The following is a 24,234-nucleotide window of genomic DNA, read 5'->3' on the forward strand; positions in this document are numbered from 1 at the left end:
ACATGGTCTCAACATCAATGGCAAGGGTGCGCAGCCCGAGACAGTCGCCGGGCTGACAATTACAGATGGCGCCGATAAAGGGGGTGATCATCGTCCAGATCGTGTGCACTGCGCCGTCTTTTTCCAGGGCCTGCATCTGGCTGATTGCCGCCTCCGGGCTGAGGCTCTCAAGGCCCATGTCCGGCGCCTTGCCGAAATAACCCATATCCAGATCCTGATACCAGGTTTCAGGGGTATAGCTGACACTGTAGCAGCAGCGATTCTCTTTCTTCAGCGCCGCCCAGCGACAGGCGCAGGGCATCCTGACCACTGTTGCCGCCCGTCCGACAATTTCCCTGATATCCTCCATGGTCACCACCTGGCCGAAATGCTCCTCTTCGGCCTTGCCTACCATCTGGCGTACCAGGCGATCCGGCAGACGTTTCTTTTTTTGATAGATGGTTTCCAGCCGCCCGATGGTGACGATCCCTTCTTCAATGGTGTTAGTGAAAAAATCTCTGATATACTTGCGACGATTAAGATCGGCCATCAGGTCATTGGCATAATTTGCCGCATTCTTAAACCAGACCTTGCCATCGCCATGCTTGGTACAAAATTCACACATTGTGCAACTGCTCCTTCAGAATACAAGGTTTCAGGGCTTGCATTGTTGCGAAAACAGAATCGCCATTCTGCCTGATTAGTCAGCCTCCTGCGAGTTTAACCTTGAACCCTTGCTTTACCAGCATTTCCATTAAGACATCGCGATGATCGCCCTGAATCTCGATCACGCCGTTTTTGATCGAGCCGCCGGAACCGCATTTCCGTTTGAGTTGTCCGGCCAGTTCCTTGAGTCCGTCCTTATCCAATGACAGACCGGAAATCAACGATACCCCGCTGCCCTTACGCCCTTTGGTTTCACGACTGATTCTGACAATCCCGTCACCCGCAGGGAGGCTCTTCTTGCTGCAGCAGCATTGCCCGGCCGGATGGCCGCAACCGGAACAGATCCGACCCCGGTCGGTGGAGTAAACCAGAACACTGTTTTTTATACTTTTTTTTTGCCATTGGCATCCTCAGCCTTTCAAGGTCTCAATGCCCAGAAAAAACGTGCCGATCACCGATACCGTTTTTTTCATGTGAACCTCGTTAGAAAATGCCTAATTCTGAATATTGATGGCTTCGTAAAAAGTAAAAACCTGAATTATCGCCCTTCATGATCTCAACAAGTTAGAAACAAAATTCACACCCGTCTCGTGATTTTCACGAAACCGACAATGTTTGACGAAGAAGTATTATTGAGTCCTGTTTATTTCACTGATCTGTTCATTGATCGTCCAGAAATCATAAATAATCCCAACGAGAAACAAACCGCCGGTGAACAGATAGATGAGTCCGGTCACCCACTTGCCGAGATAAAACCGGTGTACGCCGAAAACCCCCAGAAAGGTAAGCAGTATCCAGGCGATATTATAATCAATGATCCCTGCTGTATAGGCAATGTCCGCTTTTCTGTTCATCGATGGGATCAGGAACAGGTCAACAATCCAGCCGATGAATAAAAGCCCCAGTGTAAAAAAATAAATGGTGCCGCTGATCGGCCGTCCAAAATAAAAGCGGTGCGCCCCGATGAATCCGAAAATCCAGAGCAGATACCCTATTACCGCACTATGTGTGTTCATCGTTCATCCTCGTTCAACACAAATTCTTTTTTTTGAGAAACTGCGGGGCACAAAACGAATAATGGGGCAGCCTCTTATCCTTGAGAAAAACACTTCCAGAAAACTGACAGATAGCTTGCTGATCCTGTTCACCCATGAACATACCTGCCGATTCTTCGAATCCGTTCAATTTCCTCTTCTTCTAACGACCCGCGGTCCAGAAGCGCCAGATTTTCCTGCATCTGCTGCCGGTTTTTCGCACCCATCATGCAGACATCAACCCCTGGATTTGCCAGGACGAACCCATAGCATTCCGCTGCGGTCAGAGGTTTTTCCCCTGCAGGCATCTTGCCCTTTTTAAGAAGATTACCCCAGTCCGTGGCAGTGAAAGAAACCATCCCCGACCGGTTTTCTTCAGGCAGGTGCGGAAAGATATCAACCTCCGCACCGGGATGCGCCGGGCTGTAACGGAAATGAAAGACATCGAAAATATCTTCCCTGGCGAGTTCCACAAAGAGCCTGCGGTTATGGCTGGTGATTCCCAGATGGCGCACCAGTCCCCGCTCTTTAAGTTGCAAAGCGCCGTCAATGACTTTCTGGGGCGGCCGTTTCGGAAAATAACCGAGAAGCAGAACATCGGTATAATCGGTTTTCAGGGTCTTGAGGCCGCGCTCAAGAAAAAACGTCGTAAGCGTCGATTGATGTGCATAGGTGAGCATGGACAAAATGAGTTGATCACGCTTTCCCTGTGCAACAATATTTCTGACCGCATCGGCCATGGGTTTAGATCGACCCCGGATAAAGGTGCCCCAGGTAAAATAATTGCAGCCCCGCTCAAAGGCCTCTTCATAGGCTGCAGCCGGAGCGCCGAAACTCGATGAGATCCCCAGCCTGCCGGCTCTAAGCCCGGTCCTGCCAAGTGTTCTCTTCTGATGAAAATCCATGGAAAAGCCCTCCGCTCAAGATTTTCAGTCTTTCAGGGCTTCAAGTCTCAGGAGCACCGCAAGGACTGCCGGGCCGATTGTCCCTAAAATACTCATCCACAGGGGAATCTCGGAGCCGTCCACCGTAACCTGGACCTGAAACACCAGCCGCAAAAGATGCAGCAGTGACACCCCGATCAGAAAAACCATGACAATGAGAGATACCGGTTTTTTCATGTGAGCCTCCTTTGTTATTGTAGCTGTTTAAACTCCACAATAAGACTTGAATTATTGTCTTTTTGAGTGGGAATCCGCAGGAGAATTACCGCACCTCCATGATCATCGGTTTGCGGCCGACTTTAATCTGCGACTCCAGAGTCATCGAGGCAGTGTTGATCCGGTTGAGCATGCCGTCGGCGGCGTTGAGCATGTAGAAGGAACCGTCAGATGCCATATAACCGGAGTGACCTTGTTTTGCACCTTTGCCCACTATGATGCTTCTCATCACTTCCTGTGCCGCCGTATCAATAACCGATACGACGTTGTCATCGTGGCAGACCACAAAGGCTCTGCCGCCATCTTTGGTGAACATCGCGTGCCCGGCGCCCTTGCCCACCTGGATAGTTTTCACCAAAGTCATGGTGGCGGCATCTATGATGGCCATGGTCCGGCCACCTTCATTGCAGAGGTAAAAACTCTTGCCATCGGGACTGAAGACCCCGTGGTGACCGTCGGCCTTCTCCCCCTGGGCCATAGGTATATCAATGGCCTTGACGGTCCGGTCCGATGCGGCGTCAAGGATGGTGAGCGTCAGGGCGCTGTTTTTCCCCTTGCCATGAATGACATAAATATACCTGCCCGTGAGGTCGGCAATGAAGTGATGGGTCGTGGCCTGGAGCGGCAGTGTCGCTGTGACCATAAGGGTCCCGGCATCGATCTTCACCACGGTCTTGTTGACTTCGTCGCCGGCATAGACAAAGCGTCCGTCCACTGACCAGAAGGGATGTTTTATCCTGATGGTTTTCGCCCCTTCTCGGTCCGTGCCCACTGCAACGCTGCCCAGAATCCGATCGCTGGCCGTATCAATAAAGGTAATCAGGAGGGCGTCCTTATAGCCCACCGCCAGGGTCCTGCCATCAGGAGACAGGGCAAACTGCATGGAGGTGGCTGGCAACGGGATGGTTTTCAGCACCGTAAAGGAATTGCCGTCGATCACTGTCAGGCTTGGTTCGCCCCGGTTGTTGACATACCCCTTACCCTCAACAGTGAAGACCAGTGCGTGGGGGATCTTGCCGGTGTCCAGGGTCTTGACCACCTTTTCCGTTTCAAGATCCACCACCATCAGATTATTGTCGTCCTCGTTGGTGACATAGGCATAACGACCCTGTTGCCCGTCCATCCCCGCCTGCGCCATCCCGACGCAGAAAAAACCGACAACCGCCACCACTGACCAGAAAATCAAATAATTATTCTTCATTCCCAACTCACTCCTTAGAGAACTCCAAGGTTTGTTTTATTACCCTGAAAAAAACAGGACAACATTTTATCAATGAATCATTCATCTCATCTTCTGGGCCAGATACTCTTTCATCTGGATAATGGTCGCCGGACTGCCACTGTTTTTTCTCAACTCGGGTCTTGATCGTTTGCTCCGGGATGCCTTGAAAAGATGAATGAAATAATACTGGAACGGCTGCACCCTTACCCTTGGCGGCAGAGGCTGAAAACAATCTATACCCGGAATCATTTCAGGTCAATGACTATGACAGGAGAAGTGAACCGAGCCAAGAGACGAGCAGGGAAAATCAATATTTCTGGGTCAGCTTTTTCCCCGGCTTTAATCTTTTCAATAAAAATAACCTTGCAGCAGCCAGGCTGCCATGCTAAAAAACTCCCTTTTTCAATCATAAACAAATGATTATCGGTTATCACCCCGCAACCCCATGACCTTGCGGAATCTTCCTTTATATTTTTTTCTTTTAATGACGAGACCTGTTGATGATCCACCTGACCAATATCAGCAAACAACATGGCAACCAGATCCTCTTTGCCAATGCCAGCTTTCAGATTCTGCCCGGGGTGCGCACCGGCCTGGTCGGTCCCAACGGCGCCGGCAAGAGTACCATCTTCCGGCTGATCACCGGCGAGGAGGAGGCGGACCGCGGCGAAATCACCTGCGCCAAACGCACCGTTATCGGCCATTTCTCCCAGCAGGTCGGCGACATGGCCGGCCGCTCGGCCCTGGCGGAAACCATGGCCGCCGTCTCCCAGATCCTGGACCTGGGCCGGGAGATCAAGAAAATGGAGGCCGCCATGGCGCAGCCCATGGCCGACGATGAACTGGCTGCATTGCTGGAACGTTACGGAAACGCCCAGGAGGAATTTGAGCACCGGGGCGGCTATGATCTGGAAACCCGGGCCCAGAGCGTGCTCACCGGCCTCGGCATCGGCCCCGACGATTTTAACCGGCCGGTGGAATCATTCAGCGGCGGCTGGAAGATGCGCATTGCTCTCGCCAAAATACTGACCATCAACCCCGATGTCCTGCTGCTGGACGAACCCACCAACCATCTGGACATCGAGTCCATCGTCTGGCTCGAGGAGTGGCTCAAGAACGAATTCAAGGGGGCGGTGCTGATGACCAGCCATGACCGGACCTTCATGAACTCCATTGTCAGCCGGATCATCGAAGTGGCCAACCAGACGGTGACCACCTACAGCGGCAACTATGATTTCTACCTGCGCGAACGGGAGATCCGCCGGGAGCAGCTTATCGCCAGCCACCGGCGCCAGCAGGAGATGCTGGCCAAGGAGGAGGAGTTCATTGCCCGCTTTGCCGCCCGGGCATCCCACGCCTCCCAGGTGCAGTCGCGGATTAAAAAGATTGAAAAAATCCAACGTATCGAACTGCCTGCCGAACAACGGGTCATGCGCTTTGAATTTGCCGAGCCGCCCCGGAGCGGCGACGATGTGGTTGCCATGGCAGACCTTGCCAAGACCTGGCCGGCTGACGGCGACAGCAGTGAAAAACCCGTGTTCAGCGGCGTCTCAGGAATGATCCGCCGCCAGGAAAAAATCGCCGTGGTGGGAGTCAACGGCGCCGGCAAATCCACCTTTCTCAAGGTTCTGGCCGGCAGGACCGAGCCCACCACCGGCAGCGTCACTCTCGGCGCCAATGTCGCGGTGGGCTATTTCAGCCAGCATTCCATGGATGTCCTGGATGGCAACCGTACCGTATTCGAGACCGTACAGGACGTAATGCCCCAGGCCAACATCGGCACGGTGCGCAACCTCTGCGCCGCCTTTCTCTTCCAGGGCGACGATGCCGACAAACGCATCGCCCAGCTCTCAGGCGGCGAAAAAAGCCGGGTGGTCCTGGCCACCCTTCTGGCCCGCCCTTTAAACTTCCTGATCCTCGACGAACCCACCAACCATCTGGACCTGCAATCCCGCGAGATCCTGCTTGAGGCGCTGCAGAAATTCACCGGTACCGTGGTCCTGGTGAGCCACGACCGCCATTTTCTGCGTTCTCTGGTGGACCATGTCATGGAAATCGACCACGGTGAGATGCGCCTGTTCGGCGGCGACTACGAATATTACCTGCAGAAGTCGGCAAGCATGAAGTCTTGATTTTCAGACGAAAAACAGGCCAGCGCCAGGAGCCCCGAATACCGGGGGCAAGGGAATGGGAGTGCAGCTTATTTCTTCAATCTGATCAGAATATCCGTGGTGCTGGTCCAGGTATTGCCTTCCTCATTTTTGACCAGCTCAAAAAATTTACAATGCAGGCAATCATTGATTTTTCTGGCAAAGGTTCCCTGCACCTTCCCGAAACACATGGTGCCGGCCACAGCCCAGCAAGACCTGCCGGCATTTTTACCCTGGTTGATATTATTCAGTTTCTGCTCCTGAGGCACCGGACAGATCCCTAACTCGTCCGCATTTAAACCTCCTGGCTCGCGACCGCATTCCATTATTTCCCAGCAGTTTTTCTTTTTCATCCTGCTCACGGTTTATTGTTCATTGTGAATACCACAAATTTCCGGCCATGACGGTGACAAAAAGGAGGGATGGCATGGCATCCTGCTCCTTGCGTTGAAACTCGAAAGAAACCTGGTTGTTCATTGATCTGTTTTCATTGGTTTGTCAAAATGCACATCCAGCTGCGGAAAAGGAATGGTGACGCCCTGTTCCCTGAAGGCATGATAAACGGCAGTGAGAAGATTGTGGGTCTGGAGCCCCTTGACACTGGGTTCATGGACCCAGACCAGGAGTTCGAAATCAAGCGAAGAATTATTAAAGGCGCGCAGACGAACCCGGGGAGCAGGATCTGTCACCACGCTGGAATTGGCTGCGGCAACCTCCAGCAGGACATTTTCCACTTTTTCAAGATCGCTGCCATAGGCCACTCCCACCGGAATCCTGATCCGGAAGCGGGGTTCCGGGGCACTCTCGTTGACGATCTTTGAATTGGCCATAATGGAATTCGGGATAGTGACCAGCACATCGTCCCTGGTCTTGATGCGGGTTGAACGGATTCCCACCTCCACAACCTCGCCGCGTTCGCTGGAATCAAGAATGATATAATCTCCCACCTTGAAGGTTTTGTCGAGGAAGATGCTGATCCCGCCAAAAAAGTTGGCAAGGGTATCCTTAGCTGCCAGAGCCACCGCGATTCCTGCGATCCCCGCGGAGGCAAAAAGCGGCGTCAGGTCCAACTTCCAGATGGAAAGCATCCAGAACAAACCGAGAATCACCAGGAGTACACGCAGGATATTTTTGGACATGTAAAAAAAATCACTGCCGATCTTGCCGCGGGAAAGAATCTTATCTGCGCTCTGATGTGCCAGGACATTGAAAATCCGGATCAGGGCGATCAGCCAGACGAACACAATTGTTGTCTTAGTCAAAGACGGCAGCACGGTCTGCCATGGCGCCGGCAGGACACCCAAAACCAGCGCATGGAGAATGCCAAGGGAAAAAATCGTCCAGAGCACCGGGGCATGGAGCAGGGCTATGAGGGTATCATCGACTTCCATACTGGTGCGCCGCGCCAGTCGCATTACCCCCTGAATAATGAAGAGATCGGCAACCTTGGCGCCAACAGCGTAGATGATGACGATGGACAACTGCTTTAACAGAAGATTTTCTTCGATAATCTGATAATGTTCCAGTAATGATGCAATATCCATTTCATTCCCCGTTTTCTGTATTGTGCTTTCGCCTTAAAAAGATCGTAAACCCCGTCCTGATCATTTTTCCAAGGTTGTAACTGCCAACAATTTATACCCCACTCGCCTGGACATTTCCAGTCAATACTGACAACCACCCCGTCCCTGCAGGACTTGATCAAAAGCCCAGCCAAACAGTTTACCCAAAAAAATTATATCTATTCACTCCATTTCTCATTTGCACTTCTGCGCCTTTTCCGAATAGACTTAATGCTATCTCCTCCTTACTAATTCAATATGACCTTGAGGTATGCAAAATGGTTGATTACCTGATCATCGGATCCGGGGTAGCAGGTTTGACCGCAGCCGAAGAAATCCGCAAACAGGACCAGAAAGGAAGTATCACCATAATCAGCGAAGAAGATCTTCCCTTTTATTATCGAATACGGCTCAATGATTTTATTGCCGGTGAAATCCCAGAGGAAAAACTCGTCGCAAAAAACCAGGCCTGGTATGACGAGCAGAAGATCATCATTCTTACCGAAACCCGGGTTATTGGTGCCGACCCGGAGACCAGAACCGTGTTCACCGATGATAATCAGGAAATTTCTTATAAGCGCCTGCTGATTGCCACCGGCAGTCACTCCTTTGTACCTCCCATTCCCGGCACTGACCTGGAGGGAGTGTTTGCGCTGCGGGATATCAGCGATGCACGGGCTATTGCGCATTTTGCCGACAATATTACCAATGCGGTGATTATCGGCGGCGGCCTGCTTGGGCTTGAAACCGGCGACGCCCTTGCCAGGCTCGGGAAAATAATTACCGTGGTGGAATTTTCCCCAAGGCTCCTGCCCCGTCAGCTTGACGGCCCAGGGGCATCGCTGCTTCAGGGATTTTTTGAAAAATCAGGATTTTCATTCAGGCTCGATGCCCGGACCAGAGAAATCAACGGAACGAAATCGGTAACCGGCGTCACCCTGGAAAGCGGTGAAACCCTTGAGGCGCAGATGGTAATCATTTCGGCAGGGGTGCGGCCGAACATGGAACTTGCCGCCCCCCTTGGTCTCAAAACCGATAAAGGCATCCAGATAAACCAGTACATGGAAACAAGTGTCAATGATATCTATGCGGCCGGCGACGTCTGCCAGTTCCAGGAAATACCACCATACGGGATCTGGCCGGCAGCCTCGCAGCAGGGGCGAATAGCCGGGGCCAATATGGCCGGGGACAAACTGGCATATTCGGGCACAACAATTTCCACCAAGCTCAAAGTGGCTGGAATCGATCTGGCTTCGGCAGGAGAAATCGACCCTGAGAACAAATTCGATTGCCGCATCGATTCCCAGGCGGACCGTTATAAAAAAATCGTCATCGATCAAAACAGAATAATCGGCTGCATCCTGCTGGGTGATACCAAAAAATTTACCAAATACACCAAAGCGATTACCGAAAAAACCGAACTCCAGGATATCCCCGCAGAATTGATCCCGCAATAATCCGCCAGCCAGGAATCCTCATTTATCAAAGCGCAATGATCCGGAACAAACCGCTTGATTACAAAAAAAGCCCGGAGGCAAGACCCCCGGGCTATACAAACTAAAATGATGCGTTAAATCTCATTTATTTTTCGGTGAATTGATTGTTCTTCCAAACTCCGGCGGTTTTCTTCCCCTCCCGGTCAGTAAAAACACCGTTGCCTTCGGCTGCGCCGGTTACAAACTGACCATCATATTCACCACCATCGGAAAACATAAACACTCCTTTGCCGTGAAAAAGATTATCCTTGAATTCACCTTCGTAAAAACCACCGTCAATGAATTCGTAAACACCCTTGCCCTGCCGAATTCCATCATGAAATTCACCAATATAGACATCACCGTTGGGATAACGGTATTTGCCCTTGCCGGTGGCCCTGCCTTTCTTCCAATCCCCTGAATACTCCAGACCATAAAGAGGAGACATTGTTCCTTTGCCGTCAAAGACGCCGTCGGTGAAATCTCCATGATAATAGACATTTCGAGAAAATGTTCTCTTGCCTGGGCCATTATATTTCCCATCCTTGAACGCACCCTCATAACTCCCGCCGTCATCAAAAGACAGCTTCCCCTCGCCATGCATTACCCCATCGCTGAACATCCCTTCGTATACACCCACACCCGGGATAGTCAATACTCCTTTGCCATGAAACCTGCCATCCCGGAACTGCCCATCATATTTTTTCCCGTCATGAAGGACCAGGGTCCCCTCGCCGTTATAGTCGCCGTACTTGAATTTTCCCTGATAACGACTGCCGTCAGTGGCGGTGACAACCCCTTCACCGTCTATTTTGTTGCCGATGAAAGAACCTTCATATTTTTTCCCATCGGAATGGGTGTACACTCCTTCACCGGCCATTTGATTATCAAGCCACTGCCCTTCATATCTGCTGCCGTCAGGAGATGAAAAAACACCCAGGCCATTGAATTTACCGCCAACAAAATCTCCATCGTATTTCGAACCATCAGGGAAGGTCATGAGCCCCTTGCCATTGGGCAGGTCATTTTCAAATCTGCCGCTGAACTTTCTGCCGTCCGAATACTCCAGAATACCCTCTCCGTGACGGACGCCTTCCTTGAGACGGCCAATGTATCTGGCGCCGCCTTCATAGGTTTCTTCACCTTCGCCGTGCTTCTTGCCATCGCGCCATTTCCCTGTATAGGTGCCGCCGTCACCAAAGAAAAACGTCCCGGTGCCATGTTTTTTGCCGTCCTTGAACTCACCCTGGTATTTACCGCCATCAGGATAGATCTTCAGCCAGTTTCCCTGCTTGACGCCGTTTAAAAACTTTGCCTCAAACCTGCCGCCCTGGTCATGGAAGCGGATACCGTCGCCGTCCGGCTTGTTGTTAACAAACAAACCTTCATGGGTCATGCCGTCCGGGAAAGTGAAAAGCCCGTTTCCGTAATACTTGCCGCTTCTCCAGTCACCGGCATATTTCCCGTTGTCCGGAGAGGTTATCGTGCCCTTGCCGTCCGGTTTACCGCCACGGAATTCCCCGTTGTAGACAACGCCGTCGGCATAGGTGAATACTCCTTCACCGTGAAACGTATCATTTTCAAAATCACCGATATATTTGCTGCCGTCAGCAAAAGAAATGCTTCCCTTGCCCGTTCTTTTATCTTCCAAAAAGGCGCCGATGTATTTACTGCCGTCAGGAAATTTAAATGACCCTTGTCCGTGTTTGAGACCGTCCTTCCAGTCGCCCGCATATTCACTGCCGTTGGAATAAATCCTGGTCCCTTTGCCGTTGCTCCGTCCGCCCAGAAAACTGCCGATGTATTTACCGCCGGATGAATATACCTTGGTTCCTGTGCCATCCACACAGTCGCCCTCAACACAATCGGCAAAGACACTGGAAACACTTACGGCCAAAAACAACAATGCACCGAGAGCCGTTGCCGCAATCAATGTATGTTTCTTGCAAAAATTCATAATGCCTTATAATCCCTGTTAAACTTTCTGAAAAAAACTTAAACCGTCAAGACTGTCCCTATCAGTTTGATGAAATAATAAAATACTTTCCAAATGTACATACAAATTTGCATATTAACAACAATTCCATTAGTGAAGCAAGGCATAGTTCATCCTTGAAAATCCAACCATTCGCATCATAAAAACAACTCAAACAACTCTTTTTATGCGAATTTACTCTGGGCAAATAAATTTCATACTGTATGCTGACCGGAACATGAAAACCTGATTACCATAGAATCTCTGCCGGAGCACATGAGCCTGAACATCCAAAAAAGCTGCGAATTATTCAGAGCAACAATAATTTCAAACACTGACCTACATAAAATCTGCCAATAGACATCAACAATCATGAAAGACCCGGCTCAATCCATAACCACCATCCATGTTGAGAAAAACTGCCTGGACCTTCCCTATACCAGGGAAATCCTCAGCCGCGCACCAACCGACAACATCAGGGTAATCCCTGAAAAATCCTTTCCACAAATCGATTACGGGCCTTACCCGGAAAGTCTCTCTTCCGGCAAGAAACACCTCCTTCTCAGCTTGAACCGGGGTAAATTTCTCAAGCCCTGCCCGGCCACCAGGGAATACCGCTGCTGCGACTATCAGGTTTTAAATATCGGCATGAACTGCCCGATGGATTGCGTCTACTGCATCCTGCAGGCCTATCTGAACAATCCCTGGTTGTCTTTTTTCGTAAACGTCAACGATCTGCTTGCCGAAGTCAGTGAGCACCTGCACAAGAATCCGTCACAATTTCATCGAATAGGAACCGGCGAATTCACCGACAGCATGGCCATTGACAGCATGACCGGCTTAAGCAGAATCCTCATTGATTTCATGCGCGACAAGCCTAATGCGGTGCTCGAACTCAAGACCAAAACCGCAGTTATCGACAACCTGGAAAACCTTGACCATCAAGAGCGGACAATCGTCGCCTGGTCGCTCAATGCTTCTGAAATCATGAGCCGCGAAGAAATCAGAACCGCCACGCTTACCGAAAGGCTCAACGCCGCAAAACTCTGCGCATCCTGGGGCTACAGACTCGCCTTTCACTTTGATCCGATAATTTACCACCCCGGCTGGCAGCAGGGCTATGCCGACACTATTTCGTTACTGTTCGATACGGTTCCTAAAGAGCAGATCGCCTGGATCAGCATGGGCTGCCTCAGATATCTTCCGGCCCTTAAAACAATCGCGGTGAACCGTTTCTCCAATTCAAAATTTTTCCATGAAGAATTCGTCATCGGCCTTGACGGGAAATACCGCTACTTCAGGACGCTGCGGGTTGAAATGTACAAATTCATCTATAACCTGCTCAAGGAAAGAGCCGCAGCCCACACCTGTATTTATCTCTGTATGGAAAGTGATGAGATCTGGCGGGAAGTCTATGGATTTACCCCTGATGAATGCGGCGGGCTTGGTGCGATGCTCGACCGCTCGGTGAATAACCGATAATATCCGGCATGATTCCCGGAATGGGACTGTCGGAAAGTTTTTTTCCCGGTTGCTTTTATTCCTCTGTGTTCTTAATATATCCTATCGCAATCTGATCGGGTCCGTAAAAAATCCGGCAACATCCCCAGGGATACTATAACTACTTGAAATAAAAACACTTATTTGACTCGAACCAATTTATTAAGGAGAAACAATGGTTAACAAGGCCATCATTATCGGAAACCTCGGGAAAGACCCTGAAGTTCGTTATTCACAAAGCGGCACCGCGGTTGCCAACTTCAGTGTAGCAACAACTGAAACCTGGAAAAAACCGGACGGCTCAAAAGAGGAGCAGACCGAATGGCATAAAATTGTCGCATTTGGCCGCCTTGGTGAAATTTGCGGCGAATACCTTTCCAAGGGATCAAAGGTATACGTCGAAGGACGCATCCAGACCAGAAAATGGGACGATAAGGACGGCAACACCAAATATACAACTGAAATCGTTGCCCGTGAAATGAAAATGCTCAGCGCCAAAGGTGCTGGAAGCGGTTCATCGCAAATGGAGGAACCGCCTTTTCCGGAACCGACCATGGGTGATGATGTCCCGTTTTAAGCGGCCTTCTCCGGAATAGATACAGGTAATAGTCAACACCCTTTTTCATTAATACTTTCCATTTCAGTGTGTTCCGACAGCACAAAAACATGCATGCCAAACCCACTTTCTCCTGAGAAGGAAGTATTATAACCCCGAGATTTATCGACAATTATGGACTATTACGAATTACTTGGCGTTTCTAAAACAGCCACTGCGGATGAAATCAAGAAAGCCTACAGGAAACTTGCACTCAAATACCATCCGGACAGGAACAAGGACAATAAAGAGGCTGAGGAAAAATTCAAACAGATCAGCGAGGCCTATGCTGTTCTTTCCGATAAGGAAAAACGCGAACAATACGATACATACGGTTCAACCGGTTTCCAGCAGCGCTACTCCCAGGAAGACATCTTCCGGGGCTCCAATCTGGGCGATATCCTGAGAGAATTCGGCATCAATATGGGCGGCGGTGGTTTTCGCACTTCAGGCGGCGGCAGTCCCTTTGATGCGTTTTTTGGCGGCATGGGCGGCGGCGCGCAAGGGTTTCGCGGCGGCCACCACCAACAGCAGACCCAGATGGTCAAGGGCGGCGATCTCAGCCTTGAGTTGCCGATCAGCTTAAACGAAGTCTTGATCGGCGGAGAAAAAACAATCGCCCTGGGCAGAGGGGCCGGAGCCGGCAAAGTATCAGTAAAAATCCCTGCCGGCATTGAGGACGGCAAGAAACTTCGAATCTCGGGAAAAGGTTCGCCATCCCCCATGGGCGGCCCTGCCGGCGACCTCTATTTATTGATCAGAATACAGCCGCATCCCACCTTCACAAGAGACAACAACGATCTCATCGTTGAGAAAAGCATCCCGATAAGCGCGTCGATCCTGGGAACCGATCTGGCGGTGCCCACACTTGAAGGAAAACAGCTCAAAGTAAAAGTGCCTTCAGGCACTCAACCCAATGCAAAGCTGCGCCTCAAAGGTCACGGGTTACCATCTGGCCCCAAGGGCCCCCGCGGCGACCTCTTTGTCAAAATCGCCATTTCCGTACCCAGCAAGCCCACCAAGGAACAGAAGGAACTCGCTGAAAAGCTTGCTGAGGCTGGATTATAATTCCCTTCAGAGTACTTACTTCCTAATCGTCACTCATCGTAATCCAGCCGATCTCCCGGGCGGAAACCGGGCCGATGACCGTATCCCGTAACATCTGGGGCCAGTCGCTGGTGGTTTCGGAAACCGGGATCAGGCCGCCCATAATTTCCGCCTTTTGCTGCGGGTATCGCGGCTGCCGCTCAGGGTTTGCATAGCCTTCCGGAAATATCGGCTGGCTGGTTTGAGGATCGTATTTATCCGTTGCTCCCAGGGTATGAAGCAGTTCGTGGGCGATAATCACATTGTTCCGTGCCGCAAGATTGCGGCTGGCAAAGGCGTTGACCATGCAAACCATACCCTTTTCAAGTCCAAGGGAATGATCCAGTTCCTTATGGGCGTCTGTATCAAAATAAAGAACAAAAGCCTTGATATTGCCGGGGCCGTCATATTTGTCAACGCGCCATGCCCACCAGCGCATCTTAAGACTCCACAGCATGATTGCCAAACGGCTGCCGCCAAATGGCGCCTGAGGCGGCAAGCTGCTTACTTCCTCGGTCAAATCAATGGTAATGGGTTCTGACAACGGCAGGTCATGCTGTTTTGCCTGTTTGACAAAATAATCGGCAACCGGCTCAAATGTATCCCTTTCAAGGGACGAAATATACCTGGCAGCAGCAGCGCTACCATCACCATTTACCGGATAGACAATCACTCCCAGGGGAATGTCCCAGTCTGTACTCCAGACCCTGGAAAAAAATGTTCTCCCACCAACAATTGTCAGGATCAGCAGGAGAATAACGATTCTGATTTTTTTAAACATCTTCTGCCCCGGAAATTTGTTATCTGAAATGTCACATTAAGCGATAAAATCATTCATTCCCATGACCCGAATCCAGAACGGCAAGCAATGATTACTTTTCCAGAGGAGCAGCCGACTTCAGATACGAGGGAAGTTTATCGTAGACTTCAATGGGCGCATTAAGCGGTTTGCGTCTGTTAATCTGCAACTCTTCCCTGCCCACTTGTTCAGCGAGATTAATCGGCGCGGATTGCTTTTTCAAGGCATCCCCTTTTGTATCGGTAAAAGGAATGACCAGCGGCCCGCTGCTGTCCATAACATAAGCAAGTTGATTATTATTCAACGTCACAATGCTTCCCGGTGGATAAATCCCGATTGACTTGACAAAAGAGTGCAGCATGAACTGCAGAATATGATCTTTCTCCGCATATCTGCGGAAAATATCGGTGACCACGGTCGTGGGATTGCAAGCATCCTTGTAACACCTCTTGGAGGTCATCGCGTCATAGATGTCCGCAAGTTTACATATCTTCACATAGAGGGGTATTTCAATGGGAAGCCGGTTCTGGGGATAACAACGATCTTCACCGACAAACAAGGCGCTGTGATGATACTTGGCAATATTCCTGGTGTAGGGATTATCTATCTTATTTTTTTCAAGTATCTCAACGCCTTTTTCATAGGAATGGGTTTTGACTATTTCAAACTCTTCGGCGGTCAACGGCCCTTTCTTGTTGAGAATTTTGTCAGGGATCAGAATTTTACCAATATCATGCATGAAAAAACCCAACGAGACATCCTGCATGTCCGCCGGCAGATAATTTACGTAGGAGACCGTGCTCTCATCCTCATAATCGATTGTGCTTTCAAAAACACTGACAAGATGCTTGTTTATCGCCTCGCTGAAATTATCATTAAACCTGTTTAAAATAGCGGTGCCGATGGTGCAGACATTAATCGAATGATTATACAGATAGTCGTCATAATTCAGTATTTCCTTTGTAAGATAGGAAAAAGCACTCTCGTTAACAGTCAGAAAATCAAAGAGTTCCTGAACGGTTTGCTTGACAAGCCCCAGATCGATCTCTCCGCCGGTCTTTTTGATGTCGGTGAAAACCTGTTTGGTGCTTTCCTTGGCCTTTTCGTAGCGGACCGATGCCTCTTTTTTCAGCTGATTGATGGTCTGAATCTTCTTTTCAATCTCCGACCTGGGGGCGGGGGCGGCTTTCTTCTCTTGTTTCCGGGGCGGAGTTGCACCAAAAGACATTTGCCTGCCTTTATTGTCCCAGACGCCGCCCGCCAACTCCGGATGAATCGGAATATCATACACCCCGCTGTGCTTGATCAGCAGAAGGGTTTTCACCTTGGTGACCAGCACATCCTTTTCAAGAAGAAGAAGCCCTTTCCTGTTTATAATATCAACCCCGGTTTTGACCGCCCCGCCCCGTGAAACAATTTCTATAAGGGTGTCAATATTGATTCTGCTTCCTGGCATTCTTTGAATTAAGCCTCCTGATCAATGGGAACCTGCGGCATCCTCAATAAGAGAATATGAGAGTGATTATTATTTATACCCAATAAGCCCGGTGCTATCAAATAAAATTACGAACAAGTTGATTGCTGCTGCAGAACCCGACGGTTGTTTGCAATAATCAGCCAGGGAAATGGTGATTATTCGGGGATCAGTTTTGATGCCGGCGGTAGAGCGCCATGCCAGGATAGTTTTGGAGTAAATTGTCGCGTGTCTCAGAAAAAATAATGTCGAAATGAAGCTCAACACATGAGGTAGGCAACAACTTCGAATGAAGTTGGAACATACCTCGCTTTGCACAGGCAAATAGAAACTGATCAGGAAAAAAAGAATGAACCTTAAGGGTGAAGGAAGGGAAATCAAAACCCTGCGCGAAAAATTATTGCCGGTCTGCCTCACTGCAGACAAATCCTTGCTGGCCAGAATTTCCAGCAGAACCAGTCTCCAAAAAAAACCGCCCCGGAAAACTCCGAAGCGGCTTCTATATATAATCGCCGGTTAAAGCGGGATTATCCTTTTTTGATAAAGAACCGGAATACTCCCCCCTCATCGGTACTGCCGACAAGTTCATGGCCGGATTTTTTGATCCAGTCAGGAATATCGTTCTTCGAACCGGGGTCAGTGCCGATTACTTCAAGAATCTGGCCTGACGCGACATTCTTCATGGTTTTTTTGGTTTTCAACATGGGCATCGGGCAGCTTAATCCCTGGGTGTCCAATACGTGATCAGCGGTGATTGCGCTCATAGTTTTTCCTCCAGTAATCGATTTTTCCGCATCATGCCTGCCGGGCCGGATAAACATCCGTCGTTGAATATTTTCTGGGTCTTCGGCATGCAGCTCAAAGGTATAGAAGTTAGCTAAATAATTAACTTCTTAACCATCTTAGCTGAATACCCGGCGGGTGTCAACATAAAATCTTCCCCCGGGATTTCCCCAGGGGGCAAAAAATATCCGCACCCGCCAGGTCAGGATCCGATGATCCGGGTAACTGCTTCACCGTAACGGGCCGCAGTTCTTGAGAGGATATCCTCGGGAAGTTTCGGTGGTGGCGGGGTCTGATCCCAGTCAAGAGACAACAGATAATCCCGCAGAAACTGTTTATCAAAACTCGGCTGTCCGCTGCCGGGTTTATACTCATCCATCGGCCAGAACCGGGAAGAATCCGGGGTCAGCACTTCGTCAATGAGAATCAACTCGTTGTTATCCCAACCCAGTTCAAATTTGGTGTCTGCAATGATAATTCCTTTGGTCCGGGCAAAATCCGCTGCCTTTTCATAGAGTCGGATGCATACATCAGATATCCGCCTGGTTTCATCGACTCCCATAAGATTTTCCATCTGCTCAAGAGAAATATTTTCATCATGTTCGCCAAGTGCCGCTTTTGTTGAAGGCGTAAACAGCGGTGTAGGAAATTTATCCGACTCCAGTAAGCCCTTGGGTAAATCAACTCCACAGACAGTGGTATTTTTCTTATACGCCTTCCAGAAGGATCCGGAAATATAACCGCGGACAATGCACTCAACCGGCAACGGCCGCGCTTTTTTCACCAACATGCTGCGCCCCTCAAGAATCTTGCGGTATGGTTTACATACAGCTGGAAACTGATCCACATCAGCGGTGATCAGATGATTGGGAAGAATACCTTTGAGATAATCCAGCCAGAACAGCGATAATTTCGTAAGTATGGCGCCTTTGCCGGGGATGGGGTCATCCATCACAACATCAAAGGCAGAAATCCGGTCCGTGGCGACCATTAACAGTTTGCCCTCAACCTCATAAAGGTCTCGCACCTTGCCCCTGTGAATGAGGTTGAGATTTCCAAACCGGGTTTCGGTTACTGGTTTTGTCATGAATGTGTCCTCAAATCTTTTTCAGTTATAAGTTATGCATAAAAGTACATGCAGTTTTTAAAACAATAAAATCTTTCTACAAATATTCCGGCATCTGCGGAGTCGCCCCGTTTTGCGAAGCAACGTATGCGCCTCGCTTATTAGCCCTCGCCAGACTCTCGGCCCAGGGCACTCCTTTTACATACCCTTCAATCAGGGCGGCGAAAAACGAATCACCGGCGCCCACCGTATCTGAAATCTCAACTTTGACGCCGGAATCTTCAAAGTACTGATCACCGGTTACAAGCCATGCCCCCCGGGAACCTTCGGTGACAACCAGCACCTTGATATCAAAGCGCTCAAGAAGATTACGTGCTGAATCTTTTTTTGACTCGCCGCCGCATCCCGACCATCCGGCAATCTTAAGCAACTCATGGCCATTGACCTTTGCTATATCATTTTGCCCAAGAGAGTCAAGAACAAGTTCAGGGGTAGTAAAGGGAGGTCGCAGATTTACATCATAAAACCGTCTGGACGCCTTTGCCCGTAATTTACCGATAACATTTCTACTGCGACTGTCCCTTTGCGCCAGAGTGCCGAACACCAGGTCAAATTTCGAGTCTCCTGCAAAATCCATCGCCAGACCTTCATCCAGATTGTCCCAGGCTGCAGGCGCGATGATTTCAAAATGCGGCTCATTATTACCATCCACCGTTACCTGCACCTCTCCGGTGGGAAGATCGCCGCGCTGCAGACCATCCAGGGGAAGGCCCAGTGCCTTGAATTTTTCTACGGTAGCCTCGCCCAGGATGTCGCTACCGATCCTGCTGATGATGCCGATTTCAACCCCAAGGGTGTGAAGGTGATATGCGACATTGACCGGCGCGCCGCCCAATACTTTTCTCCCATCCGGGAACATGTCCCAGACAACCTCTCCCACTGCTATGATCATTGGCCTGCTCCAAAAGACATATTTTCAACTGTTACAGGAAATCCCCTTCTCGCTTAACAAAGCGATCAAAGTCAGCGACAAACAGGAATAATTAAATATTTTTATTGTTCTTCCACTTTGTGCCTGCCTTTGTGCCTGCCTTTGTGCCTGATGTAAGCCGGCCTAGCGGATCTCTTTCGCCCTGTTCTTAAAATAGAGATTATACAGGAGATGACAATACTCTCCCAATCGTGATTTAGCCTTCTGGGAAATTGAATATTTCCAGAAGCCATACACCTTGGTTAACCGGGTCAATCGCTGGCAATGGAGGTCCCAGGTGAAATGGGTGCGGGCCCTCTCCATTCCCTTTTTTGATATTTCCAGCCAGTATTTGTTGTTGCCGGCTGCCTTATCGAAAAAATCACAGATTTTGGCAGTCATGTAATCCGGGTCCGTAGGATTGATCAAAAAACCGGACTTGCCGTTTTCAATGATTTCCAGGGGGCCGCCGAACTGAGTTGCAAACACCGGCAGCCCGGAATGCATTGCCTCAAGGATAGTGAGGCCGAAGGCTTCAAACAATGCGGGTTGCACAAAAATTCCCCCTCGGTCAGCCATCATCCGGTAAATTTCCCCGGTTTCCTCGCTGGACAATACCTTGCCGATCCAGCGGATGTTTCCGGCAAGCTCATACTTTTCTATGAGCTCGTGCATCTTGCGTATTTCAGCTGCCTCTTCATGATCTCGGGAGCTTTCGGGATCAAGCTTGCTGGCAACAAACACCAGATTCGCCCGCTTGCGCAGCTCCTGGTTTCGGCCATAAGCCTCAACAAAACCGGTGAGGTTCTTGATGCGATCAAGTCTGGCAATGGAAAAAATCGGCGTTTTATTCTGATCGTCAAGGTGACCGAAACAATCCTGATCCTCGGTTTCAAAAATCATGGTTTTGAGCTCGGCAAACTTCTTTTTCTTTCTCTTTCTTTTCTCCTTATATGGAAAAAAAACGGCATTATTCACTCCGGGAGGAATCACATTAAACCTGGGATGAAAAAGATCAATGCCGCGAACGACCTGCATTAATCCAGGCATTGTGAAAAACTGATATGATTCATACTGACCGATTGAGCTGTCCGTCCCGGTAATTTCCTGCTTTGTGCTGGTAACGATGAAATTGGCCTGATTCATCGACATCAGGTCCGCCATGAACTGGACACTGAAATTATATTCTTTTTCAAAATCCTGCCAGTACAGATCGCTGAACAGATATTTGGATTTTTCCAGCGCATGGGCAATGTTACACTGAATGACCCCCATACTTTTTGACAGCTGGGTGGCAACAAGATTTCCATCGGAATAATTACCGACGATCAGGTCCGGCAATCCATCGAACTCTTTACCAATCTCATCCTCAACGTCAACTGCGAACTGGTCAAGGTACGGCCACACCTTGAATCTGGAAATCCAGAGCGGCACAACCTCTCCCCGCTGATCCACAAAGGGAACCCGCAGAATAAAAACATTCTTGGTGCCATGAACCTTTTCAAGCCGCTGGTTTGATGTAGTGCCTTCATGCTCCGGGATCAACCTGGTGACAATAATGATCCGGGGACTGATCGGCAAACCCGATCTCCTGATGTCCTCTTCGAGATAAGTTTCCAACGCCCTGGCCTGATCCAGCACATAGACAACCTGGCCGCCGGTATCCGGGCGTCCCAGGACATTTTCCTGACCGAACCAGCCATGTGGTGATATCAAGGCGATTTTTGAAACCATTGGTATTCTAGCAAGAAACTCTTCAAGGGTCGCTTCGTTGGGCTGCTCAAGAATATCCTGAAGCAGATGAATCGTTTCAAGGATCCGCTCCCCGGTGTCTCCCCAGCCGTCGAGAAATCCCAGTCCCTTCAGTTTGGACCGCAGATACGCCATGTCTTCCGGGCAATCGCAACGTTCCAGGAAATCCACCGCATCCTCAAGGGCGCTTTCAAGTTCACCGGTGTTCCGTATCCTGCCGCCGTCAAGAAGAAGCTGCACCCCATGAAGATGATGCAGTTTAAGAAATTCATAGAGCACGTGATTCCAGCGCTCCGGCTGCCTGGCAAGACTTGCCGACATATACCTGTTGAGATGCCGAATACCGTTGCCGATGGTCTCCGGATCTTTCAGGTTCGGCCCGTAATCATAAAAAGAGGCGAGATTAATTTCCATGGTCCGCTGATTATAGGGCAGATCCGGTTTAATCAACCGCTCTTTGATATCCAGAAATTCTCTGGTGGAAAGTTCTATGATTTCATGCTGGTGACCGTTGAGTGAATAAATCCGGCAGGTTGCCTGTCGGTGACGGTAAACGATTATCAGACGCTCCCGGAGGTTGAGTATTTCCTGGACTTTGCTCAAGAATCGTCTGGAAGTGGACAGGGACGGCAATCCATCGTGGTCGGCAACATACTGTTGTAAAGCAAGCAATATGTCGTTTCTGAGGATGATCTTGTTATCGGTTGTTAAAAGCTGTGATAAAAAATCCAGCAGCACAGGAATCTCAGAGTCATCGATGAAACTCGACAGGGATTTATTCACTTCGACCTCCCTCAAAGAATCGATAATGTCTCATGCCATCAAGAATTCCCGCTGCATACTCCTGCTTACTGAAATACACTCGTCTTAATCCTTTTAATTTTTCAAGTTCCTTGCTGTAATTCCCGACAACTACGCCGCTTGTGTCGCCCCGCAGCATATCTTCATCATTTCCGGAATCACCGCAGACAACAATATCGGGGAGTTGTATTTCCCATTTATAACTCAGATAGCGGACCGCTTTGCCTTTGGACGCCCGATACGGCAAAATATCCAGAAACTGGCCGTTTGAAAAAATAAGGTTATAGCGGATTTTTCTTGCCTGCAAGGCCTGATGGACCATGGCAAGATAATCCGGATTATCTTCCATGTAGTAACTTATCTTAAAGCGTTGCTGGGTTTCCTTCTCCTGTAATTCGAGAAAATCGAGTTTGGCAAGTTCAAGTTTGATCGCCTCGGGTTTCCAGTTATGTGCGATATGCTGTTGCCAGCCTTTATCCGGATTGAGCCGCGGACCATAATATATTTCCGTACCCACCGAACAGATTATGATATCCGGCACCGGGATGGTGTTTTCCTTCAGATATTCCAGGGTCAGACTGAGACATCTTCCCGTTGCCACGCCCCAACAGACCTTTTGGCTATTGGCAGCCAGCAGAGATAAAATCTCCTCCATGGATTCATCTTCGCCCACCAGGGTATTATCGACATCGGTTATAAGCAACTTATTGACAAACGCCAGACGCTGACCGATAGCCAGGGGCTTTGCGACTGTCGCAACCAAGCCGTCGCCGGGCATCTCATGCAAAGCTTCCTTGACAAGCTCCACGGTTTTTTCACAATGAGTAGCCCAGGAGTAATGTTCGCGAACACCAATAATACCGTTCCTGGAGTAATCCTCCCACAATTCCTTATCAACCAGTATTTTACGGCAGGCAGCAGATAACTCCTCAGGTTTTGTCGGGTCAACCAGGATGCCGTTATTACAGTTGCCGATTATATCAGCAGGGCCTCCCTCTCGAGTGGCAACAATCGGCAAACCGCATGACGCAGCCTCGATCAGGGTGAGGCCGAAAGGCTCAACAAGGGCCGGGTTGACAAATACACCGCGACTTTCAGCGCAGAGCCGGTAGAGTTCCGGAACCTCCAGAGTAAAATCGTGTTTTTTAGGAATGGCGAGTTTTCCATAGAGATCATAACGGTCCATGAGCAGAAGCATTTCAGTGAGGACATTTCGCTCATTTTCCTCCATCAGATTGATGCTCTTTCTTATCCCTGCAAAAATCGCCAGATTGGCAATGGCCTGGAGTTCCTTGTCTTCCCCGTATGCAGTAATCAATCCGGAGATATTTTTCCGCTGATCCGGTCGGCAGAGCACCAGGATGAACGGTTTATGCGGACCTACCCAGAAACGATGCAATTCATGGAGAAGAACCATGTGGGCATGCTTGGTCTGCTCGGTCTCCAGATTAAAATCAAGCTGTGTGTCATAATACGGATAAAATGTCTCAACATCGATTCCCGGAGGAATGACCATGAAATGCCCGTCTGAAAAGTTTTCATAGAGAGCGTATTGATTATCGATCTCATGGTGGGTGCTGGTTATTATCCGTTCGGCATCCTTGATGATTCTCTTTTCCGCATCAATTCTGAAATCAATGCGGTATCGCCTGTTGATCTCCTCCGAGGTCATTCCTTCGGACAATAATTTACTTTTTTTATGCTGGCCCATGGAATGACCGGTAAAGATAAAAGGCGTCGCGAAGATGCTTGCCAATTGACGGGCAACATAGCCGCCATCTGCATAATGGCCGTGAAAAAAATCAGGCACGTTACCTTCTGATTTTATGAACTTGAGAGTTTTATCAACGAACTCATCAAGGTGCGGCCATAAGAGTTCTTTACGGATATATTTAAGGCCGCCACAACGGATACGCACGATACGCGCTTTTTCGGATAAAGCCTCAATGGGCTTGGAATAATCTTCGGAAACCGCTTTGTCTTTAATGAGCCTGGTTACAAGGTCAACCCGGGCGACATCCGGGTGTTGGGTCAGGGCCTGAGCTAACTCCAGAACGTATTTTACCTGGCCGCCGGTATCGGCATCGCGCCCGAGTTCAGGAGATCTTCCCCTGATGAGGCCGTGAATACTGAACAGTTGAATGTACAAACCAGAAATTGCCATTTATCTCCTGTCGTATTTACC

24 protein-coding genes are annotated in these 24,234 nt (G+C 49.5%); 6 read left to right on the top strand and 18 right to left on the bottom strand.

All coding sequences use genetic code 11. The annotated features are described in order from the left end of the window. The 8 genes from KKE17_06415 to KKE17_06450 all read right to left on the bottom strand — a co-directional run. Positions 1–604 (bottom strand): 4Fe-4S ferredoxin (locus KKE17_06415; protein ID MBU1709621.1); only part of this gene is annotated, 604 nt, incomplete at its 3' end. Between the two features lie 79 nt (positions 605–683). Continuing rightward, complete coding sequence (locus KKE17_06420) at positions 684–1,031, bottom strand: translation initiation factor Sui1 (GenBank protein ID MBU1709622.1); 348 nt, start codon at positions 1,029–1,031, stop codon at positions 684–686. A gap of 243 nt (positions 1,032–1,274) precedes the next feature. Further along, positions 1,275–1,661, bottom strand: coding sequence for a TM2 domain-containing protein (locus KKE17_06425; protein ID MBU1709623.1), 387 nt, complete (start codon positions 1,659–1,661; stop codon positions 1,275–1,277). Positions 1,662–1,789: 128 nt separating this feature from the next. After that, a complete protein-coding gene (locus KKE17_06430) occupies positions 1,790–2,584 on the bottom strand; it encodes an aldo/keto reductase (protein MBU1709624.1) in 795 nt (264 codons plus the stop codon). A gap of 24 nt (positions 2,585–2,608) precedes the next feature. Further along, positions 2,609–2,800 (bottom strand): hypothetical protein, encoded by a 192-nt coding sequence (locus KKE17_06435; GenBank protein ID MBU1709625.1) that lies wholly within the window; start codon positions 2,798–2,800, stop codon positions 2,609–2,611. An 85-nt stretch (positions 2,801–2,885) separates the two neighbouring features. Then, entirely contained in the window at positions 2,886–4,040 is a 1,155-nt protein-coding gene (locus tag KKE17_06440) for a hypothetical protein (GenBank protein ID MBU1709626.1), read from the bottom strand. Positions 4,041–4,047: 7 nt separating this feature from the next. Further along, on the bottom strand, positions 4,048–4,293 hold the full coding sequence (locus tag KKE17_06445) for a hypothetical protein (GenBank protein MBU1709627.1): 246 nt from the start codon (positions 4,291–4,293) through the stop codon (positions 4,048–4,050). A gap of 13 nt (positions 4,294–4,306) precedes the next feature. After that, positions 4,307–4,594 carry a hypothetical protein gene (locus tag KKE17_06450; protein ID MBU1709628.1) on the bottom strand — a complete coding sequence of 96 codons (288 nt, stop codon included), beginning with the start codon at positions 4,592–4,594 and terminating at the stop codon, positions 4,307–4,309. Here KKE17_06450 and KKE17_06455 point away from each other — a divergent pair. Then, complete coding sequence (locus KKE17_06455) at positions 4,562–6,193, top strand: ATP-binding cassette domain-containing protein (GenBank protein MBU1709629.1); 1,632 nt, start codon at positions 4,562–4,564, stop codon at positions 6,191–6,193. The genes KKE17_06450 and KKE17_06455 overlap by 33 nt on opposite strands. A gap of 68 nt (positions 6,194–6,261) precedes the next feature. Here KKE17_06455 and KKE17_06460 read toward each other — a convergent pair whose 3' ends face one another. Further along, positions 6,262–6,564, bottom strand: a complete 303-nt coding sequence (locus KKE17_06460; GenBank protein MBU1709630.1) for a hypothetical protein — start codon at positions 6,562–6,564, stop codon at positions 6,262–6,264. Between the two features lie 120 nt (positions 6,565–6,684). Next, positions 6,685–7,755, bottom strand: coding sequence for a mechanosensitive ion channel (locus KKE17_06465; protein MBU1709631.1), 1,071 nt, complete (start codon positions 7,753–7,755; stop codon positions 6,685–6,687). Between the two features lie 296 nt (positions 7,756–8,051). On the opposite strand from KKE17_06465, the gene KKE17_06470 reads away from it, so the two are divergent. Beyond that, positions 8,052–9,230, top strand: a complete 1,179-nt coding sequence (locus KKE17_06470; GenBank protein ID MBU1709632.1) for an FAD-dependent oxidoreductase — start codon at positions 8,052–8,054, stop codon at positions 9,228–9,230. A 124-nt stretch (positions 9,231–9,354) separates the two neighbouring features. Here KKE17_06470 and KKE17_06475 read toward each other — a convergent pair whose 3' ends face one another. After that, positions 9,355–11,205: a hypothetical protein gene (locus tag KKE17_06475; protein ID MBU1709633.1), complete on the bottom strand. Its 1,851-nt coding sequence runs from the start codon at positions 11,203–11,205 to the stop codon at positions 9,355–9,357. A 390-nt stretch (positions 11,206–11,595) separates the two neighbouring features. On the opposite strand from KKE17_06475, the gene KKE17_06480 reads away from it, so the two are divergent. From KKE17_06480 to KKE17_06490, 3 genes are all read left to right on the top strand, one after another. Beyond that, positions 11,596–12,705 carry a DNA photolyase gene (locus KKE17_06480; protein ID MBU1709634.1) on the top strand — a complete coding sequence of 370 codons (1,110 nt, stop codon included), beginning with the start codon at positions 11,596–11,598 and terminating at the stop codon, positions 12,703–12,705. A 193-nt stretch (positions 12,706–12,898) separates the two neighbouring features. Then, positions 12,899–13,300, top strand: coding sequence for a single-stranded DNA-binding protein (locus tag KKE17_06485; protein ID MBU1709635.1), 402 nt, complete (start codon positions 12,899–12,901; stop codon positions 13,298–13,300). A gap of 153 nt (positions 13,301–13,453) precedes the next feature. Further along, the gene (locus KKE17_06490) at positions 13,454–14,386 is read left to right on the top strand and encodes a DnaJ domain-containing protein (protein ID MBU1709636.1); all 933 of its coding nucleotides are present in this window, start codon (positions 13,454–13,456) and stop codon (positions 14,384–14,386) included. Positions 14,387–14,408: 22 nt separating this feature from the next. Here KKE17_06490 and KKE17_06495 read toward each other — a convergent pair whose 3' ends face one another. Both KKE17_06495 and KKE17_06500 read right to left on the bottom strand, forming a co-directional pair. Next, positions 14,409–15,185, bottom strand: coding sequence for a hypothetical protein (locus tag KKE17_06495; protein ID MBU1709637.1), 777 nt, complete (start codon positions 15,183–15,185; stop codon positions 14,409–14,411). A 91-nt stretch (positions 15,186–15,276) separates the two neighbouring features. Then, the gene (locus KKE17_06500) at positions 15,277–16,659 is read right to left on the bottom strand and encodes an HD domain-containing protein (protein MBU1709638.1); all 1,383 of its coding nucleotides are present in this window, start codon (positions 16,657–16,659) and stop codon (positions 15,277–15,279) included. A gap of 367 nt (positions 16,660–17,026) precedes the next feature. On the opposite strand from KKE17_06500, the gene KKE17_06505 reads away from it, so the two are divergent. Further along, complete coding sequence (locus KKE17_06505) at positions 17,027–17,197, top strand: hypothetical protein (protein ID MBU1709639.1); 171 nt, start codon at positions 17,027–17,029, stop codon at positions 17,195–17,197. A 7-nt stretch (positions 17,198–17,204) separates the two neighbouring features. On the opposite strand, the gene KKE17_06510 is transcribed toward KKE17_06505, so the two are convergent. The 5 genes from KKE17_06510 to KKE17_06530 form a co-directional block, all read right to left on the bottom strand. After that, the gene (locus tag KKE17_06510) at positions 17,205–17,441 is read right to left on the bottom strand and encodes a sulfurtransferase TusA family protein (GenBank protein MBU1709640.1); all 237 of its coding nucleotides are present in this window, start codon (positions 17,439–17,441) and stop codon (positions 17,205–17,207) included. A gap of 221 nt (positions 17,442–17,662) precedes the next feature. Further along, positions 17,663–18,547: a phosphoribosylaminoimidazolesuccinocarboxamide synthase gene (locus KKE17_06515; protein ID MBU1709641.1), complete on the bottom strand. Its 885-nt coding sequence runs from the start codon at positions 18,545–18,547 to the stop codon at positions 17,663–17,665. A 76-nt stretch (positions 18,548–18,623) separates the two neighbouring features. Next, on the bottom strand, positions 18,624–19,478 hold the full coding sequence (locus KKE17_06520; protein MBU1709642.1) for a carbohydrate kinase: 855 nt from the start codon (positions 19,476–19,478) through the stop codon (positions 18,624–18,626). Between the two features lie 162 nt (positions 19,479–19,640). Beyond that, positions 19,641–22,031: a sucrose synthase gene (locus KKE17_06525; GenBank protein MBU1709643.1), complete on the bottom strand. Its 2,391-nt coding sequence runs from the start codon at positions 22,029–22,031 to the stop codon at positions 19,641–19,643. Then, positions 22,024–24,213, bottom strand: a complete 2,190-nt coding sequence (locus tag KKE17_06530; protein ID MBU1709644.1) for an HAD-IIB family hydrolase — start codon at positions 24,211–24,213, stop codon at positions 22,024–22,026. The genes KKE17_06525 and KKE17_06530 overlap by 8 nt, the downstream gene beginning before the upstream one ends. Positions 24,214–24,234: the final 21 nt, after the last annotated feature.

It is taken from the genome of Pseudomonadota bacterium (genome assembly GCA_018823135.1).
GTDB lineage: Bacteria > Desulfobacterota > Desulfobulbia > Desulfobulbales > CALZHT01 > JAHJJF01.